The sequence below is a fragment of the Wolbachia endosymbiont (group A) of Colletes cunicularius genome, assembly GCF_964264715.1.
In the GTDB taxonomy this organism is placed as follows: domain Bacteria; phylum Pseudomonadota; class Alphaproteobacteria; order Rickettsiales; family Anaplasmataceae; genus Wolbachia.
Map to the genome: position 1 here is coordinate 492,581 of NZ_OZ183471.1, position 16,265 is coordinate 508,845.

Below are 16,265 nucleotides of genomic sequence, written 5' to 3' on the forward strand. Positions count from 1 at the left end.
GACATCAGCTCATAACGCGAATTCTGGATTAAGGAAGGAAGAAAGTATAGGAAATAGAAGGCTTTGTGGATTTGATGGAATAGGAAATGAGAGTAGAAAAGATATGAACCAAAAAATTAACAGGGGATCTATGGCGAGTGTGTTCAATTTCTAGTCTATTTTTTAGGTAACCAAAAACAGTCTCAATGATAGACCTTTTTCTCAGTAAAATCTTCTCATTTAACGAAATCAATGTATTTTTCATACCTTTTTTCACCTTGGTAACAAGTTTCAAACCTCGGTCAAACAGCTTCTGAAAAAGCTCTTTTGCAATATAACCTTTGTCACCAAACAAAAGACCGATTAATTTTTCCGTCAGATTTGGCACAGGTATCCTATCATCAACATTGCCTTTTGTTAGCGTAAGTGCATGAATTTCAACATTTTCATTGATTACCATATGTAATTTGAAACCAAAAAACCAGCCGTAAGTGCTCTTGCTTAATTTTGCAATTCCAGCAAAAACTTTGTTTTTGGATATTCTTTTTGCATGACAAACTGCAATGGGAGTTGTGTCTATATATGAAATTCCAGTGTTTTCTGACTGTCCACAAAGCCAATGCAACAACATTGCTAAATGCCACAAAACCCTAGGCTTTAGAGCAACAAACCTGGTATATGAAGGTAACTTTGGAAACTCTGATTTGTAGAGCAACGTTAGGTAATGTAGATAGAAAGTTTTACACGGAGATTGTTGATATAGCAGGATTATTGTCATGATTTCGGAGTGCTCAATTTCCGTTGTTCTTGTGGGGTTTTTACCATTTGGCAGTAGTTTATCTGCAAAATTTTTCTCTATATCTCTGCAAAAATCATCGACCAAACAAAACAGTTTTGTTATATCTTCCATGGGTAACCTCATCTATTTTTTTATCACTGCTGAGTTTACCCTGTTTTCTTGCCTTTTCTATTCTCCTTTAATCCAGAATTCACGTTGAGAAAAAGGTCTATCATTGAGACTGTTTTTGGTTACCTAAAAAATAGACTAGAAATTGAACACACTCGCCATAGATCCCCTGTTAATTTTTTGGTTCATATCTTTTCTACTCTCATTTTCTATTCCATCAAATCCAAAAAGCCTTCTATTTCCTATACTTTCTTCCTTCCTTAATCCAGAATTCGCGTTCATAACAGGAGCACTCTGAAATATAGCTAACCAAAGAAAGGTTTCCCCCACGTCATACCGCCGCGGTATCTCAGCATAGATTCCGCTAACGAGTAGCGGAATGACGAATTTGTTGTTTTTCAAATCGTTGGTAAACCTAAGTCACTTTAGCTATAGATTTACTTTTTGAGTTATTTTGTTAACATTAATTATTACACCAAATCAATTGCACAAAATGAAAAAGGTGAAACTTGGGATACTAATTTCAGGCAGGGGATCAAATATGCAGGCCTTGATAGAGGCATGTCAAAATCGTAATTTTCCTGCAGAAGTTGTGTGCGCTATCACAAATAATAGCGAAGCTGCTGGCCTAAAAATAGCAGAACAAGCAGGAGTGCCAGCGTTTATTGTTAGAGATAAACCACTTGATGCTGATAAAATTCACGAAATATTTGTTCAACATAAGGTTGATTTAATTTGCCTTGCAGGGTTTATGAGAATCCTGCAAGCTAATTTTCTCAGTAAATGGAATAACAAGGTGATAAATATTCATCCCTCTCTACTTCCGTCCTTTAAGGGCCTAAATGCTCAAGAGCAAGCTCTAAAAGCAGGAGTAAAAATCGCAGGCTGTACTGTACATTACGTCACTCCTGAAATTGATGCTGGAGCCATAATTGCTCAAGTTGCTGTGCCAGTGTTACCAGCTGATGATATTCAAAGCCTCTCAGAACGCATTCTAGCTGAGGAGCATAAGTGTTATGTAGAAGCAGTAAGATCAATAGCAGAAAGTATTAATTATTGACCTTGAGTGTTTTTTCCAACTTCAACAAAAAATAAATTTTCGGGTTCCAGTAAAGAACTTGCCAGTTCGTTTACTTTCTCTGATTTAACGTCATTAATGATATTCGCATAATTATTTATATGGTTAACATCACAATCATTTATTTGCATATCATCAAGCAGCATTGCTGTATTTGTGTTATTGGACAGGAAAAGGACAAAATCATTTACCATGCCAATTTTTGCATCCTTGAACAACTGCTCATCAATTCCTTTCTTTTTTATTCTGCTCAATGTATCTTTTACCGCTGATATAGCTTTGCCAGCAGTAGAACTATCAGTACTAAGACTTCCAATTATAAAGTTCCCATGTTTATTGGGAATAATACTTGCATAAACACCATAAGTAATACCCAAGTTTTGCCTCAGTTCTTTCATTAATATTGAATTCAATCCCATGCCACCAAGTGCATTAATCAAGACACTAGCGTTATAATAATTAGGATCTTCATAAGCTATACCTTTTTGAGCAAAAAGTATCACACTCTGTGGTATATCCATAAAAATATTCTTACTTTCTGCAGAACCAAAATCATTTTTCACAGGTATTTTTCTAACTTTTGATCTTTTTGACGGCAATTTAGATAAATATTTATCTAACAACGTAATAATTTCTTCTTTTTTTGCACAACCAGCAACACTGATAACTATGTTATCTTTAGCAAAATTACGCTTTATGTATGTTAAAACATCGTCCCTAGTAATGCTCATTATAGTGTCAAGAGTACCGTACACACTTTTTGAGTAAGGGTGTTTTTTAAACAATAACGTATTCAATTCTTCTCCAGCAATAAAAAAAGGATTTTTTTCAAGATTATTAAAATCAACTTTGGCTTTCTCGAAAACTCTATTCAACCCTTCAGAGTCAACTTTAGGACGTATTATAGCGTCACTAAGTAGTGAAACACCTTCTTCTAAATTCTCAGACAGAGTGTCCAACAAAACTCCAAACGTTTCTAAACCAGCACTAAAACGTAGACTAATTCCTTTATCTTCTAGCCTTTTTGCAAAATCTTTGGCATCATTTTTTCCTGCCCCTTCTTGAATTATAAGAGAAGTAAACCAGGTAAGTCCCTGTTTTTCTGCATTCTCATACACATGACCTGCATCCTTGAACGATATATTCAGTGAAACTTTTGGTAAATCACAGTTTTCAACAAATAGAAACTTAAATCCTTTACGAGTAGTGACCTCTTCTATATTTAGGTTACCACTTGCTTGTAAATTAAAGCCTAGACAGAAAAAAAATAGAAGTACAAATTTACTTATTCTCATTATCATCTCCTTTTGGCAACAAACGACCAATTAACTTATTAGCAGAAAAAATAGCACGGATTTTATTATTTACATCCTCTAAATTGACATCATTAATCTTGCTATATGAAATATCTATTTCATCAAGTGGAATACCAAGCGCTAACTGTGAGCCGTAAAAGAATGCTATATTCTCTAAGCTAGATAAGTTATCAAACTGTGCTGCTTTATATCTATATTTTGAGCTTTGCAACTCCTCATCCGTTATTCCTTTAGACATGAAGTTATTAATAGCATTGTCTAACTCTCTTTCAACAATATCTAAATCAACTCCGCTTTTTGGAATTATTTTAATATCAATGTAGCCATCACTAAAAGTTAAACTATTGTAATAAGCAGATACTGATACTGCCACATCTTTATCTAAAACCAAATCTTTATACAGTTTGCTGGATTTGCCGCCACCTAAAATGTCAACCGCTAAATGAGCAGCAGAGGCTTCATTTATGTGCTCAAATAAGGGAACACGATAACGAAAATATAAAATTGGTTCTTTTACTTCAGTGCTCTCTAAAATCACCAATAAACCTGCATTATGAACTGGATCCTGATTTGGATAATGCCTAATTATAGGCTTAGCTTTAATTTCGCCATATTTTTCTTCTGCTAATTTCACTACTTCATCATATTCCACATCACCCACAATCAGTAATATTGCATTGCCGGGGTGATAATAGTTATCATGAAACCTCGTTATGTCATCTTGATTGTAAGTTTTAATATCGCTCTCCCAGCCGATAACAGATCTACCATAGCCAGTACGGTAAAATGCACTATCCATTTCTTCCCATAACAAGTTGTTAGGATAATTATCAAATCTCATTTTTCTTTCTTCCAGTACAATGTTTTTTTCTCTTTCTATTTTATCTTGGGTAACATTAAAATTGCCCATTCTGTCTGCTTCAACTTCCATTGCCAGTGGTAAGTCATTTTTAAGGACTAATTCGTAGTAACAGGTATATTCCTTAGTAGTAAACGCATTAAACTTGGCCCCAATGCTACTCATAGTGGCTTCTATATCTGTGAACTTCCCTGTAGTTTCAAACATTAAATGTTCAAAGTAGTGAGCCAATCCTGCTTTGCCAATTGGATCATCCATTCCCCCAACTTTGTATATTACTGCATGTAAAACGGCTGGAATCCGATGATTAGGAACAACATAGACATCTAGTTCGTTACTGAGTTTAGCATGTTTTATGTCGTGCTCTATGCTTAAAGCCTTCAAAGAAATTGGGTAAGTAAAAAAGAGTGCAGGTAGTATAAAAAAACTAAAAAACTTATGAAGCATTATTTCGACCTAATATAAAAATAATTATTTTATTCCTCATTTTGTTTAGAAATAAACATATCGTATATATACCACTTATATAACAATGTAAACATTCCACAAACTATAGATAAATCCGCTAAATTAAAAGCTGGCCAATACCAATCATCAATATGAAAATATATGAAATCATATACAGCTCCCCAATAAATCCTATCAACTACGTTTCCGATTGCTCCACCAATCATCAGAGAAAACCCAAGGTAAGTTGACTGATCATCAGACTTGTATATCAAGTATGCAAGTATACCAATTATTAGTATTGAAAATGCTGAAAAAAAGAAACCGCCATGCGGTAAAGCGCTACACATTCCAAAACTAATGCCTGAATTCCAAACTTCAACTAGCTTTATAAAGCTAGCGATCTCAATTGATTCTCCCTCATCAATCAATGAGTTTATGTACAATTTGCTCGTTTGGTCAATCAATACTATAATTAATATAACAATTAAGCATAACTTTTTCATAAATTTGCCTTTAACCTATAAACTTTAAGTATATCATAATTTATCTGTTTTGTTAACTCCTCAATACTATGGAATTTTTTTTCTGACCTTATGAATTTTAAAAGTTGTACATTGACTTTATGATTATATACGTCTTCATCAAAATCGAATATGTGCATTTCTATTATAGGCTTTTTCAGATCCTTAAATGTAGGTCTCATGCCAATATTGACTACTCCATATAACCAATTTGGGTTATTATAAGAAAACATCACTTTAGCGTAATATGTACCAAATTTTGGTTTTATCATGCAATCTTCTATAGGAATATTTATGGTTGGAAATCCTATTTCTCTACCTCTACACGCACCCTTTGTCACAACACCAGAAACTTGATAAGGTCTACCAAGTAATTTATTAGCAATGTCTATTTCACCTTTCTGTACATACTCTCTGATTGAAGAAGAAGAGCAAATTTTGCCGTCAATTATTAATGGCTCTAATTTAGTCAAAGAGTATCCATATGTTTCAGAATATTTCTCTAGAGTTAATATATCACCCAATCGTTTATGACCAAAAGTGCAATTTTCTCCGACAATTATGTGTTTAGCACCATATTTATCTATTAAAATCTCACTGATAAAGTCATCGCAGCTAACCTCAGAAAAACCTCTACTAAAATTAATAATATACAAGTAATCTATACCATAGCTGCTGATTAGTTCCTTTTTTTGTTCTTGGTCTATTAACCTAAAATTGTTTCTACCAAATAAAACAGTTGATGGGTGAGGCTCAAAAGTTAAAACTGCAGAGGGTAATCCTCTTTCTTGTGCTACCTTCTTTAGAGTGGAAATTGTAAATTCATGTCCTAAATGAATGCCATCGAAATTTCCGAAGGTTAGTGCTATATTATTTTCTATCCCTTGCTCACAATTATAAATAATTTTCATACAATTTGATGTTTTTACATGTTTCTTATATATAATAACTATATTTTAGCAAGCTACGGAGATAAATTGTGAAAAATACTAAAGGAAAAGTTATAATATATGTAAAGCATCACTGCCCATTCTGCAAAAAAGCAAAAGAGTTACTGGATAAAAAAGGTGTGAAATATGAAGAAATCGATGTGCTCAAAAACTCAGATCTATTTAACGACATAAAATCAAAGTATAACGTTAGAACAGTTCCACAGATCTTTATTAACGATAAGCACATTGGGGGGTGTGACAAATTGATGGATCTTGAAAAAGAAGGAAAATTGGATGATATGCTAAATAATAATGACAGTCACATTGATGTCACAACTTACACAAGTAGCAATGACAAATATGAAGAAGGCGTTGTACTACATGATGATTTTATATAATTTTCATCTTGCTTTCATTGTCATGTAACGCACAAGTGAAAAGCTAGTATGCTCACCTTAAACAATTCTTAATGAATTAAAAATACAATTCATTTAGTGAGTTTTTTTAGTGGGAAAAATGACAAAAAATATTTCAATTATTAGCAGAAACTTAATTAGTATCGAATTAGTTAACAAACAAGATTTAGAGAATTTCATCAAGATTTTCACAGTGCTTGATAAACATATAGCAGCTAAAACACTTTTTATGGAAGAAGTGAGAATAGAGTATAAACAGCGCGACGGCATAGAAGTTGTTGAATTGCTAAAAGATACAGGCTTTACATATCATGAGGTTGAAAATGTATTGAACCACCTGAGTAAACATGGAGTGAAGGTGCCCAGCAGTGTTATAGCACACACCCTTTTTGCTGCATACAATCACGCACTTGAATCTAAGAATGTAGCATTTTCTTTTTCTGAAGGCTCTCCACAATTTAACATCAGAGTGAGTAAGAACACCTTCATAATAACTCCTATGAGTGAAGAGAATTTGGAATTGAATTCACAAAGTAGCAAGACATTAATAGAGTCGTTACAGAGCGAAAAAAATGTTTATGATTGTATAGTAGAAGAAAATACCATTAAAGTTATAGTGCATTCTAAAATACATCAAGCTATAAATTTGATTATAAAATCACTGATGAAGTCTTGCCTTTTAGCAAAAGAGGAAGAAGGAAAATTCAAAGAGAAATTGAGACAACTTGCTTTTAAGGATCAAGCTTTTGTTGAATATTCCAGTATCAAAACCATCAGTAGGTATCCACATAATCATCCTCTGAGAAAGCATGAAAGTATTACTAAGGATATAGAAAATATTTTATGTGATTTCATAGCAAATGAGAACAGCGAATTTGCTATAGAGCGGTTAAATAGGCTGAGCTCAGCAGTTTCTCCGGATACTCCAAGAATCATCACTAAAACTATAGATAAACTTGTTAAATTTCATTAAGGTATACGAGAGCCAATAGACTTCTTGTATTACCTTCTGTCATCCAAGTAGCCAAGCTACTTGGTTCTTTTTTTGGGTTCAGCACTATGTACATAGCTGTACAAACATTGTAGACGTTATTCAAGTAGTCCGCAGAAGCGAAAAAACTTCCTTGACAAACTCCTCCAGCCCCCTTATTATGACAGTAAGGGTATTTATGACTCAAAACTTGTTTTTGACCTGCAGGCTCAATGACAAAATTCAGTAAAAAACTTAGGGTATTTTTTGGCGGATTACATAAAATTATAGCGGCTGCATGTCTTTTTTATTTTTTCTACATTCAGCTAAATCGCGCTTATTTTAAGCGTTAGCACATTATTACAGCGCCACTTACAGTAATATAGAGTCAAAGCACCACGGGGCTTCTTTTGCCTTTTTTTTCGTTTGGTAAATTTCTTAATGTTTGTAGCTAAAGCAATTTAAGAGACCGAAAATGGTGTCATTCCAGCGCGTGACGCTGGAATCTAGTCTTTATTATGCAGCCACTTATTTAAAGTTAAGTTTTCTGGATCCAAGTAGTCAAGCTACTCGGATGACACCTTGACAATCGTCATCCCGCTACTTGTTAGCGCCGCGGCGGTATGACGGTCTGCGGCAGTATGAACGTGAATTCTGGATTAAAGGAGAATAGAAAAGGCAAGAAAACAGGGTAAACTCAGCAGTGATAAAAAAATAGATGAGGTTACCCATGGAAGATATAACAAAACTGTTTTGTTTGGTCGATGATTTTTGCAGAGATATAGAGAAAAATTTTGCAGATAAACTACTGCCAAATGGTAAAAACCCCACAAGAACAACGGAAATTGAGCACTCCGAAATCATGACAATAATCCTGCTATATCAACAATCTCCGTGTAAAACTTTCTATCTACATTACCTAACGTTGCTCTACAAATCAGAGTTTCCAAAGTTACCTTCATATACCAGGTTTGTTGCTCTAAAGCCTAGGGTTTTGTGGCATTTAGCAATGTTGTTGCATTGGCTTTGTGGACAGTCAGAAAACACTGGAATTTCATATATAGACACAACTCCCATTGCAGTTTGTCATGCAAAAAGAATATCCAAAAACAAAGTTTTTGCTGGAATTGCAAAATTAAGCAAGAGCACTTACGGCTGGTTTTTTGGTTTCAAATTACATATGGTAATCAATGAAAATGTTGAAATTCATGCACTTACGCTAACAAAAGGCAATGTTGATGATAGGATACCTGTGCCAAATCTGACGGAAAAATTAATCGGTCTTTTGTTTGGTGACAAAGGTTATATTGCAAAAGAGCTTTTTCAGAAGCTGTTTGACCGAGGTTTGAAACTTGTTACCAACGTGAAAAAAGGAGACTGTTTTTGGTTACCTAAAAAATAGACTAGAAATTGAACACACTCGCCATAGATCCCCTGTTAATTTTTTGGTTCATATCTTTTCTACTCTCATTTCCTATTCCATCAAATCCACAAAGCCTTCTATTTCCTATACTTTCTTCCTTCCTTAATCCAGAATTCGCGTGTTAGCGCCGCGGCGGTATGATATCTTCCTTGGATCAGCTATAGATTACCTGATCTCACCATCTTTCCAGTTGTTTTATACATAATTCTCGGATTTTGAAAGTTCACTTTGAATAAATTGCTCATATTCTTTATCCTCTAGTTCTTCAAAAATCTCTGGATGTTGGTCACCTAGACGAACAATTATTGAAATGAGCTCTTTGTTTGTTTTTTTAAGTAAAAACCTTTCAAGGAGAGTTTGTTCATCAACATATCCCGGGCACATAGATGATCGATACTCCTTTCTGTCAAGATCAATCAAAGCAAAACCCGTTGCAGCCATATGCTTGCACGGACCATAATACACAAATGCAGGACAGGAACACTTTCCACTAAGGAATGGACCATCGTATTCTAGTTTTACCCGATATACACTTGATCCAACTACCTCTGATTTAGCGTGAGATTTGTTGATAGATACGTTTCGTACTTTTCCTTTGTTGAAATAATCTCTTCCGCTAGAGAGGTAAGATTCTTTAAGAAGATTTTTGATATCTTTATAATATAATCTCATTTTTGCCTCCTTATTTCATATATAAAGCCCTCAATTTTCTAATATATCCTTTCTTCCATAAAAATTTATTAATCCACCACAACTTTAATATGGCGCTTCTTTCCTGCAGATAATTTTATAAATGACTGACCTTTAAAGCTCTCAGAATTTATTATGTAGTTAACATTGTTTATAATATTATCATTAACTTTGCACCCATTGCCCTGTATTAAACGCTTTGCAGCGCCTTTTGAAGGTTCAAAACCGGTGTCATGCAGTAGGTTTACTAAGGATATGCCGCTTGCAACTTGTGCTTTTTTTATGATGTAATCAGGAAGTAGTGAGCTATCTTCATTCTCAAAAGCAGAGACTGCAGCAGATAGTGCAAGTTCCGCTTCTTTGTCACCATGACATATTTTTGTCACCTCTGTTGCTAAAACTTTTTTTGCTTCATTTATTTCCTGATCTTTTAAGGATTCTAACTTTTTGATCTCATCAATTGACACATCAGTGAGCAATCTAAAAAAACGTCCAACATCTTGATCATCAACGTTGCGAAAATATTGCCAGTAGTCGTAAGGCTTTAGCATATTATCATCAAGCCACACTGCTCCACTTTCAGTTTTGCCCATTTTTACCCCTTGAGCATTCAATAAAAGAGGGGCAGTAAGGCCAAACAGCTCAGGTAAATTCAACTTTTTTCCAAGCTCAATTCCGTTTACTATATTTCCCCACTGGTCTGACCCTCCAATCTGCAGACGACAGCCATGCTTTTTATTCAACTCAACAAAATCATAAGCCTGCAATAGCATGTAATTAAATTCCAGAAAGCTTAAGGTTTGCTCTCTATCCAGCCTAGTTTTCACACTATCAAAACTTAGCATACGATTTACAGAAAAATAAGCTCCTATATCACGCAAAAAATCTATGTATTTTATGTTATCCAACCAATCTGCGTTATTTACTATCATTGCACCAGTCTTGTTGTCATTAAAAGACACCATTTTCTCTAATATTCTCCTTATGCTGGATGTATTTTGATTGATGTTCTCTACGGGCAAGATGCTTCTTGCTTTATCTTTGAAGGATGGGTCACCAATTTTTGTTGTGCCACCTCCAAGTAAGACTATCGGCTTATAACCAAATTTCTGCAGGTGACGGAGCATCATAATCTGAATTAGGTGACCAGCATGAAGACTTGGTGCTGTGCAATCAAACCCAATGTATGCGACTATATAATTGCTCTGCAATAATAACTGATCTAGTCCTTCAATGTTTGTACATTGGTATAGATACCCTCTTTCTTGGATAAAATTTAAAAACTCGGACTTGTGTTTCATTTTATAAACCCCAGCCTATCCTGTCATTAATGCGAAGTAACCCTAATAGGGAAAGATGTCATCCCAGTGCCCAGACACTGGGATCCAGAAAACTTAATTATAAACAAGCACACTATACAACGTTTTCGATGAAATTGCATGAAAAACTGGATTCCAGTGTCAAGCACTGGAATGACACCACCTGTGCAGGAGTTGCCTTCAAAATTACAACGTTTGTGCAGTTGTGCACCAGCTATCCAGGCAATCAGTTCCATAACTCTTCTATTTTATAATACTCCCTTACTTCTGACCTGAATATGTGAACCATTATGCCTTGAAAATTCAAAATCACCCAATTGCCTTCATCCATACCTTCTACATCTATTTTATCATGTCGCTCGAGACTTTTTATTACGTGTTCAGCTAACGCTTTCACATGGCGACTTGAATCACCAGATGCAATAATCATATATTTTGCAATAATGGTTCTATTCTGCACATCGAGAGTAACTATATTGTGACCTTTATTTTGATCTATTATACTTACAATCATGCTTTTTATTGATTCTGTATCACTGGATACATTAGTCATCATCTTAAATTATTTAATTTACTTATAATTATACACTCAAAATCTCTAAATATGAACTATTTTCAACGCGACTGTTCGTTAAAAAGGTATTACCTGCATCTATTTTATCATCATGTTTTTAGCATGTACAATGTATATACTTTTATATATAATTGAAAATAGCTTTCTACTAGTATTCATTATGGGCAAGACTCTCATCTACTTAATCTGCTTTCCAGGTAGTGGTAAGTTTACTACTGCAAAGGAACTGTGTAAAATCATTGATGCAGTAATAGTAAGCAATAATCTACTCAATAATATTATATTTGATATTGTTAAATTGCAGGATGCTGAAGTTCCAGATGAACTATGGGAAAAAATTTTTGCAGTTAGGGAAAATGTATTAGCAATACTAGAAAAACACTACATAAAATCAAAACATTATATATTTACAAATGAATTGATAGAGGGTGACCCCTATGATCAGAGAATATACAACTCTGTGGTAAATTTAAGTAAAAAAATGGATATGGAAATTCTTCCTGTAGTGTTACATTGTAATGACGAAGAACTAGCAAGGAGTATTCACTCAAAGGAGAGATGCCGGAAAAATAAAATTACTGATTTGGATTTTGTTATGAAAAGAATTGAATGGAAAAGGCTATTTATACCGGAAGGTACACTTGAAATTGATAACTCAAACTTAAGTGCAAAGGAAGTTGCAAAGAAAATTGTTGAAGAGATGAAGGAAGAAAAAAATGGAAAATTAATTAAAACTTCTGTAACAAATCATTTAAAAACAGAGCGTACTCGTGGTTGAGCAGGAAGATAAGTATCGTCCTTGTGTTGGCATAATGCTATTTAACAGACAAGGACATGCCTTTATTGGAAAACGCTTTGATAGCGACTCTTACTGGCAGATGCCACAAGGAGGTGTTGATGATGGTGAGGAACTGGAACAAGCAGCGTTACGTGAGTTGCTAGAGGAAGTTGGTACTAATAAAGTAAAGGTTATAACTAAAAGCAAGGATTGGATATACTACAACTTGCCTGAAGAAGTTATACCAAAGTGCTGGAATGGGAAATATTCTGGTCAAAAGCAAAGGTGGTTCTTAATGAAATTTTATGGAGAGGATAAGGATATTGATATTAATTATACTGATCATCCAGAGTTCAAAGAGTGGCGTTGGCAAAGTATAGATGATTTAGTAGCCAATGCTATATCATTTAAAAAAGAAGTTTATAAGACAGTGATAGAAGAGTTTTTTCCTATAATAAAAGCCTCAACAATAAGCTCATGATAGTAGATTCTCATTGCCACTTGATTTATTTTTCCGATGATGAAATACCAAAAGTAATTTCAAGGGCAGAGCAAAATGGTGTAAAAATTTTGCATAACATATGCGTAAGCATTGATAATATCCCTAAATTACTAAAAATTTCTTCATCCTACGATCAAGTCTACTTCTCTGTTGGTATACATCCACTTGATGCTGCTATAGAAAACGGTGAGTGTATACATGCTGATGAATTAATTGAATTTACTAAGAATCAAAAGGTAATTAGTGTCGGTGAAACCGGGTTAGATTTTTATAAATCTGACAACAAAGACAATCAGAAAAAAAGTTTTGCATCACACATAGAAGCAGCAAGAATAACTGGGTTGCCCTTAGTTATTCACACTAGAAATGCTGATGATGAGATGATTGATATATTAAAATCAGAAATGAAAACTGGCACTTTTGGTGGAGTAATGCACTGCTTTGCTTCCTCTAAAGAGCTTGCTTATCAATCTATAGATTTAGGGTTATATATTTCATTTTCTGGAATCATTACTTTTAAAAATGCGAGCTTACTCAGAGGAATTGCACAAGGTGTACCACGCGAACGTGTTTTGGTTGAAACTGATGCACCGTATCTATCACCTGAGCCTTACAGAGGAAAAAAGAACGAACCAGCAATGGTAAAATATGTTGTGGATTGTTTGGCAGAGTTATGGAATGAGTCACCCGACAAAGTAGCAGAAATAACCACAAGCAACTTTTTTAGGCTGTTTACGAAACTTGAGCTACAAGGAAATTCTATAAAACCATTGATTTGCTTATGAGCCTAAATAGTTCTTTCACTGCATTCACAGATTTATCGAACATTTCTCGTTCACTATTATCCATCTTAACTTCTAGGACCTTTTCAACTCCATTTTTTCCAATAATTACAGGAACACCAATAAACAAATCTTTTACACCATATTCACCATTAAGGTAAGCAGCACATGGTAATATAAGCCTTTTATCTTTTAAATATGACTCTAACATGCATATAGCTGAAGATGCAGGAGCGTAGTATGCAGATCCAGACTTAAGCAGATCAACTATTTCTTTACCGCCATTGCGAGTGCGTTCAACTATTTCATCAATTTTTTTCTGCGTAATGAGACCCATATCGATAACTTGGGTAAGTGGAATGCCAGCGATAGAAGTGCAATTAATGAGTGGCACCATAGTGTCACCATGTCCTCCAAGCACAAAAGCAGATATATCTTCAACTGAAATATTTAATTCACTTGCAAGAAAATAACGGAAACGGGAAGAATCAAGCACTCCTGCCATTCCAACAACCATGTTAGCTGGAAGGTTTGAAAATTTATGCACCACTGAAACCATGGCATCCAAAGGGTTGGTAACCACTATTACAAACGCATTTGGAGAATACTTCTTAATATTTTCACCAATCTCCTTCATTACTTTAGCATTGGTTTGCAGGAGGTCATCCCTGCTCATTCCAGGTTTTCTAGCAATGCCTGCTGTTATGATGATTGCATCAGAATTTTCTATATCTTTGTATTGATTAGTTCCAGTTAAACCAGAATTAAATCCATCAATAGGGGATGATTCTGCTATGTCGAGTGCTTTACCTTGCGGTATTCCATCACTAATATCAAGTAAAACAACATTGCCGAGTTCCCTGAGTGCAATCATATGGGCAAGAGTTCCACCGATATTTCCTGCACCGATTAAAGATATTTTTTTTCTTTGTACTGTCATTTTCTACTCCTTTGTATTTACTTTTATGGTTTTACCTTCCCAAGGCGATAGGCTATCAAGCATACGAAAATCTTGCGATAAATCTATAGGATTATATACAACCTTTTTTGCCTCTATATCGTATCTTACTTCCTCATAACCAGTGAGAGGGAAATCTTTTAACATTGGATGACCTTTGAATCCATAGTCTGTTAGAATCCTACGCAAATCAGGGTGATCAGAGAATTCTATTCCATACATATCAAACACTTCACGCTCAAACCACGAAGCTGTGCTAAATACCTTTGCTATGCTTGGAGGCATATCGCCCTCACATAATTGAAGTTTTATGTGTACTCTAATATTATGCACAATGCTGAGTAAATTGTACACTAACTCAAAGCGCTTTTCTCGATCTGGATAGTCAACCCCAAAAATATCAACTAATAGTTCAAACCTACACTTTTCATCATCACGTAGAAAGGATAGGTGCTTTTCAATTTCATCTAAAGTTGAATATATTACAATAATGCCATCATCTTTTTGAATGCACTCACACTTGGTCTTTTTTTGTATATGCCTTGCAGTTTTATCCATGCTTTATATTCTGAGTTCGTTTTATTTTGTTTTGTAGGCATAGCATTCCATATAGCAACGCCTCAGCGGTTGGTGGGCATCCAGGGACATACACGTCAACTGGCACAATTCTATCACAGCCTCGGACTACTGAATAAGAGTAATGGTAATAACCACCACCATTTGCACAACTTCCCATAGAAATAACATACTTCGGGTCTGCCATTTGATCATAAACCTTGCGCAATGCTGCTGCCATTTTATTAGTTAGTGTGCCAGCAACAACCATCACATCTGATTGACGTGGGCTTGCACGAAACATTATGCCATATCTATCAAGATCATAACGGCTGGATGCAGTATGCATCATCTCAACTGCGCAACATGCAAGACCAAATGTCATTGGCCACAATGAACCAGACCTTGCCCAATTCATTACATAATCTATTAAATCACCAAATTTAGTAACAAGAAACCCTTCTTTTTTATAACGACCCCAGTCATCATTAGATAGAATTTGATTTGTCATAAACTACTCCCACTCTAATGCACCTTTACACCATTCATAGATAAAACCTATAGTGAGTATTGCAAGAAATACCATCATAGACCAAAATCCACCATAGCTTATCTTAGATAAAGAAACAGCCCAAGGAAAAAGAAAAGCAATTTCTAAGTCAAATATTATAAATAATATTGAAACTAGGTAAAATTTAATGTCAAAATTTTTTCTTGCACTGGATAGTGGATTGAAGCCACACTCATATGTGGAAAGTTTTTCACCATCTGGCTTACTCACTGCAAGAAACATAGGCAATATACCTAAAGCAAAAGATACTACAATTGATACGCAGATAAAGATTACTATGGTTAGATATTCGCTCATTTAACAAAACATATAACACTATTAGTTTACATGCTTTCCTAACTTTTTACCACCTAAAATATGCACGTGAAAGTGTGGTACAACCTGCTCTCCATTTTCACCGTAGTTAGTGACTAATCTATATCCTGTTTTTTCTAAATTATATTTATGTGCTATTTCTCTGACAATTTTGAAAAAACTTACTATCTCCTCTTCAGAAGCTTTTAGAATAAAATCATCGTATGAAATATATTGATTTTTTGGTATAACTAAAATGTGAACTGGTGCGTCAGGGTACTTATCACGAAAAGCTAGTAGATTTTCATTTTCATGTACCTTCTCACAAGGTAACTCACCCCTTAATATTTGAGCAAAGATGTTATTGCTATCATAAACTTCATTGCTCATA

At 34.7% G+C, this 16,265-nt stretch carries 19 protein-coding genes and 2 pseudogenes; 8 read left to right on the forward strand and 13 right to left on the reverse strand.

The window, feature by feature from the left end:
• Positions 1–28: 28 nt before the first annotated feature.
• On the reverse strand, positions 29–889 hold the full coding sequence (locus ACFELZ_RS02855) for an IS982 family transposase (protein WP_375315786.1): 861 nt from the start codon (positions 887–889) through the stop codon (positions 29–31).
• Positions 890–970: 81 nt separating this feature from the next.
• On the opposite strand from ACFELZ_RS02855, the pseudogene ACFELZ_RS02860 reads away from it, so the two are divergent.
• Positions 971–1,150 (forward strand): annotated as a pseudogene (locus ACFELZ_RS02860) (transposase); the annotation flags it as partial.
• Positions 1,151–1,379: 229 nt separating this feature from the next.
• Positions 1,380–1,946 carry a phosphoribosylglycinamide formyltransferase gene (gene purN / locus ACFELZ_RS02865; protein WP_064125413.1) on the forward strand — a complete coding sequence of 189 codons (567 nt, stop codon included), beginning with the start codon at positions 1,380–1,382 and terminating at the stop codon, positions 1,944–1,946.
• Here the strand turns inward: purN and ACFELZ_RS02870 are convergent.
• The 4 genes from ACFELZ_RS02870 to ribF are packed head-to-tail and all read right to left on the reverse strand — an operon-like array spanning position 1,940 to position 6,021.
• Complete coding sequence (locus tag ACFELZ_RS02870; RefSeq protein WP_375316462.1) at positions 1,940–3,259, reverse strand: M16 family metallopeptidase; 1,320 nt, start codon at positions 3,257–3,259, stop codon at positions 1,940–1,942. The genes purN and ACFELZ_RS02870 overlap by 7 nt on opposite strands.
• Complete coding sequence (locus ACFELZ_RS02875) at positions 3,246–4,586, reverse strand: M16 family metallopeptidase (RefSeq protein WP_375316463.1); 1,341 nt, start codon at positions 4,584–4,586, stop codon at positions 3,246–3,248. Before ACFELZ_RS02875 ends, ACFELZ_RS02870 begins: the two co-directional genes overlap by 14 nt.
• 29 nt (positions 4,587–4,615) lie before the next feature.
• Complete coding sequence (lspA, locus tag ACFELZ_RS02880; RefSeq protein WP_096617753.1) at positions 4,616–5,092, reverse strand: signal peptidase II; 477 nt, start codon at positions 5,090–5,092, stop codon at positions 4,616–4,618.
• The gene (ribF, locus tag ACFELZ_RS02885) at positions 5,089–6,021 is read right to left on the reverse strand and encodes a riboflavin biosynthesis protein RibF (protein WP_375316464.1); all 933 of its coding nucleotides are present in this window, start codon (positions 6,019–6,021) and stop codon (positions 5,089–5,091) included. The genes lspA and ribF overlap by 4 nt, the downstream gene beginning before the upstream one ends.
• A gap of 68 nt (positions 6,022–6,089) precedes the next feature.
• Here ribF and grxC point away from each other — a divergent pair, with 68 nt between their 5' ends.
• The 3 genes and pseudogenes from grxC (at position 6,090) to ACFELZ_RS02900 (ending at position 8,957) form a co-directional block, all read left to right on the forward strand.
• On the forward strand, positions 6,090–6,440 hold the full coding sequence (grxC, locus tag ACFELZ_RS02890) for a glutaredoxin 3 (RefSeq protein WP_375316465.1): 351 nt from the start codon (positions 6,090–6,092) through the stop codon (positions 6,438–6,440).
• Positions 6,441–6,558: 118 nt separating this feature from the next.
• Entirely contained in the window at positions 6,559–7,431 is an 873-nt protein-coding gene (locus ACFELZ_RS02895) for a hypothetical protein (protein WP_375316642.1), read from the forward strand.
• Between the two features lie 727 nt (positions 7,432–8,158).
• Positions 8,159–8,957: pseudogene (locus ACFELZ_RS02900) on the forward strand (IS982 family transposase).
• A gap of 89 nt (positions 8,958–9,046) precedes the next feature.
• Here the strand turns inward: ACFELZ_RS02900 and ACFELZ_RS02905 are convergent.
• From ACFELZ_RS02905 to rsfS, 3 genes are all read right to left on the reverse strand, one after another.
• Positions 9,047–9,523, reverse strand: a complete 477-nt coding sequence (locus tag ACFELZ_RS02905) for an SWIM zinc finger domain-containing protein (RefSeq protein WP_375316466.1) — start codon at positions 9,521–9,523, stop codon at positions 9,047–9,049.
• 68 nt (positions 9,524–9,591) lie between these two features.
• Positions 9,592–10,842: a tyrosine--tRNA ligase gene (gene tyrS / locus ACFELZ_RS02910; RefSeq protein WP_375316467.1), complete on the reverse strand. Its 1,251-nt coding sequence runs from the start codon at positions 10,840–10,842 to the stop codon at positions 9,592–9,594.
• 244 nt (positions 10,843–11,086) lie between these two features.
• Positions 11,087–11,413: a ribosome silencing factor gene (gene rsfS / locus ACFELZ_RS02920; RefSeq protein ID WP_375316643.1), complete on the reverse strand. Its 327-nt coding sequence runs from the start codon at positions 11,411–11,413 to the stop codon at positions 11,087–11,089.
• A gap of 112 nt (positions 11,414–11,525) precedes the next feature.
• On the opposite strand from rsfS, the gene ACFELZ_RS02925 reads away from it, so the two are divergent.
• The 3 genes from ACFELZ_RS02925 to ACFELZ_RS02935 are packed head-to-tail and all read left to right on the forward strand — an operon-like array spanning position 11,526 to position 13,499.
• Positions 11,526–12,212, forward strand: coding sequence for a hypothetical protein (locus ACFELZ_RS02925; protein WP_375316468.1), 687 nt, complete (start codon positions 11,526–11,528; stop codon positions 12,210–12,212).
• 34 nt (positions 12,213–12,246) lie between these two features.
• Entirely contained in the window at positions 12,247–12,693 is a 447-nt protein-coding gene (locus ACFELZ_RS02930; protein ID WP_375316469.1) for an RNA pyrophosphohydrolase, read from the forward strand.
• Positions 12,690–13,499: a TatD family hydrolase gene (locus tag ACFELZ_RS02935; protein WP_375316470.1), complete on the forward strand. Its 810-nt coding sequence runs from the start codon at positions 12,690–12,692 to the stop codon at positions 13,497–13,499. The genes ACFELZ_RS02930 and ACFELZ_RS02935 overlap by 4 nt, the downstream gene beginning before the upstream one ends.
• On the opposite strand, the gene mdh is transcribed toward ACFELZ_RS02935, so the two are convergent.
• From mdh to ACFELZ_RS02960, 5 genes are read right to left on the reverse strand one after another with little or no spacing between them, the layout of a single operon-like run.
• Positions 13,474–14,436, reverse strand: a complete 963-nt coding sequence (mdh, locus tag ACFELZ_RS02940; protein ID WP_375316471.1) for a malate dehydrogenase — start codon at positions 14,434–14,436, stop codon at positions 13,474–13,476. The genes ACFELZ_RS02935 and mdh overlap by 26 nt on opposite strands.
• Before the next feature lie 3 nt (positions 14,437–14,439).
• Positions 14,440–15,012, reverse strand: coding sequence for an NADH-quinone oxidoreductase subunit C (locus ACFELZ_RS02945; protein WP_253307178.1), 573 nt, complete (start codon positions 15,010–15,012; stop codon positions 14,440–14,442).
• On the reverse strand, positions 15,005–15,520 hold the full coding sequence (locus ACFELZ_RS02950; protein WP_375316472.1) for a NuoB/complex I 20 kDa subunit family protein: 516 nt from the start codon (positions 15,518–15,520) through the stop codon (positions 15,005–15,007). The genes ACFELZ_RS02945 and ACFELZ_RS02950 overlap by 8 nt, the downstream gene beginning before the upstream one ends.
• A gap of 3 nt (positions 15,521–15,523) precedes the next feature.
• Positions 15,524–15,877 carry an NADH-quinone oxidoreductase subunit A gene (locus tag ACFELZ_RS02955; protein ID WP_006279576.1) on the reverse strand — a complete coding sequence of 118 codons (354 nt, stop codon included), beginning with the start codon at positions 15,875–15,877 and terminating at the stop codon, positions 15,524–15,526.
• Positions 15,878–15,898: 21 nt separating this feature from the next.
• Entirely contained in the window at positions 15,899–16,264 is a 366-nt protein-coding gene (locus tag ACFELZ_RS02960; RefSeq protein WP_375316473.1) for an HIT domain-containing protein, read from the reverse strand.
• Position 16,265: the final 1 nt, after the last annotated feature.

Coding starts and splice junctions, on each gene's coding strand:
- ACFELZ_RS02855 (WP_375315786.1), bottom strand. CDS start 889: ATGGAAGATATAACAAAACTGTTTTGTTTGGTCGATGATTTTTGCAGA.
- ACFELZ_RS02925 (WP_375316468.1), top strand. CDS start 11,526: ATGTTTTTAGCATGTACAATGTATATACTTTTATATATAATTGAAAAT.
- lspA (WP_096617753.1), bottom strand. CDS start 5,092: ATGAAAAAGTTATGCTTAATTGTTATATTAATTATAGTATTGATTGAC.
- ACFELZ_RS02960 (WP_375316473.1), bottom strand. CDS start 16,264: ATGAGCAATGAAGTTTATGATAGCAATAACATCTTTGCTCAAATATTA.
- ACFELZ_RS02950 (WP_375316472.1), bottom strand. CDS start 15,520: ATGACAAATCAAATTCTATCTAATGATGACTGGGGTCGTTATAAAAAA.
- ACFELZ_RS02905 (WP_375316466.1), bottom strand. CDS start 9,523: ATGAGATTATATTATAAAGATATCAAAAATCTTCTTAAAGAATCTTAC.
- ACFELZ_RS02930 (WP_375316469.1), top strand. CDS start 12,247: ATGCTATTTAACAGACAAGGACATGCCTTTATTGGAAAACGCTTTGAT.
- ACFELZ_RS02870 (WP_375316462.1), bottom strand. CDS start 3,259: ATGAGAATAAGTAAATTTGTACTTCTATTTTTTTTCTGTCTAGGCTTT.
- ribF (WP_375316464.1), bottom strand. CDS start 6,021: ATGAAAATTATTTATAATTGTGAGCAAGGGATAGAAAATAATATAGCA.
- ACFELZ_RS02875 (WP_375316463.1), bottom strand. CDS start 4,586: ATGCTTCATAAGTTTTTTAGTTTTTTTATACTACCTGCACTCTTTTTT.
- ACFELZ_RS02895 (WP_375316642.1), top strand. CDS start 6,559: ATGACAAAAAATATTTCAATTATTAGCAGAAACTTAATTAGTATCGAA.
- tyrS (WP_375316467.1), bottom strand. CDS start 10,842: ATGAAACACAAGTCCGAGTTTTTAAATTTTATCCAAGAAAGAGGGTAT.
- ACFELZ_RS02935 (WP_375316470.1), top strand. CDS start 12,690: ATGATAGTAGATTCTCATTGCCACTTGATTTATTTTTCCGATGATGAA.
- ACFELZ_RS02945 (WP_253307178.1), bottom strand. CDS start 15,012: ATGGATAAAACTGCAAGGCATATACAAAAAAAGACCAAGTGTGAGTGC.
- ACFELZ_RS02955 (WP_006279576.1), bottom strand. CDS start 15,877: ATGAGCGAATATCTAACCATAGTAATCTTTATCTGCGTATCAATTGTA.
- purN (WP_064125413.1), top strand. CDS start 1,380: ATGAAAAAGGTGAAACTTGGGATACTAATTTCAGGCAGGGGATCAAAT.
- mdh (WP_375316471.1), bottom strand. CDS start 14,436: ATGACAGTACAAAGAAAAAAAATATCTTTAATCGGTGCAGGAAATATC.
- rsfS (WP_375316643.1), bottom strand. CDS start 11,413: ATGACTAATGTATCCAGTGATACAGAATCAATAAAAAGCATGATTGTA.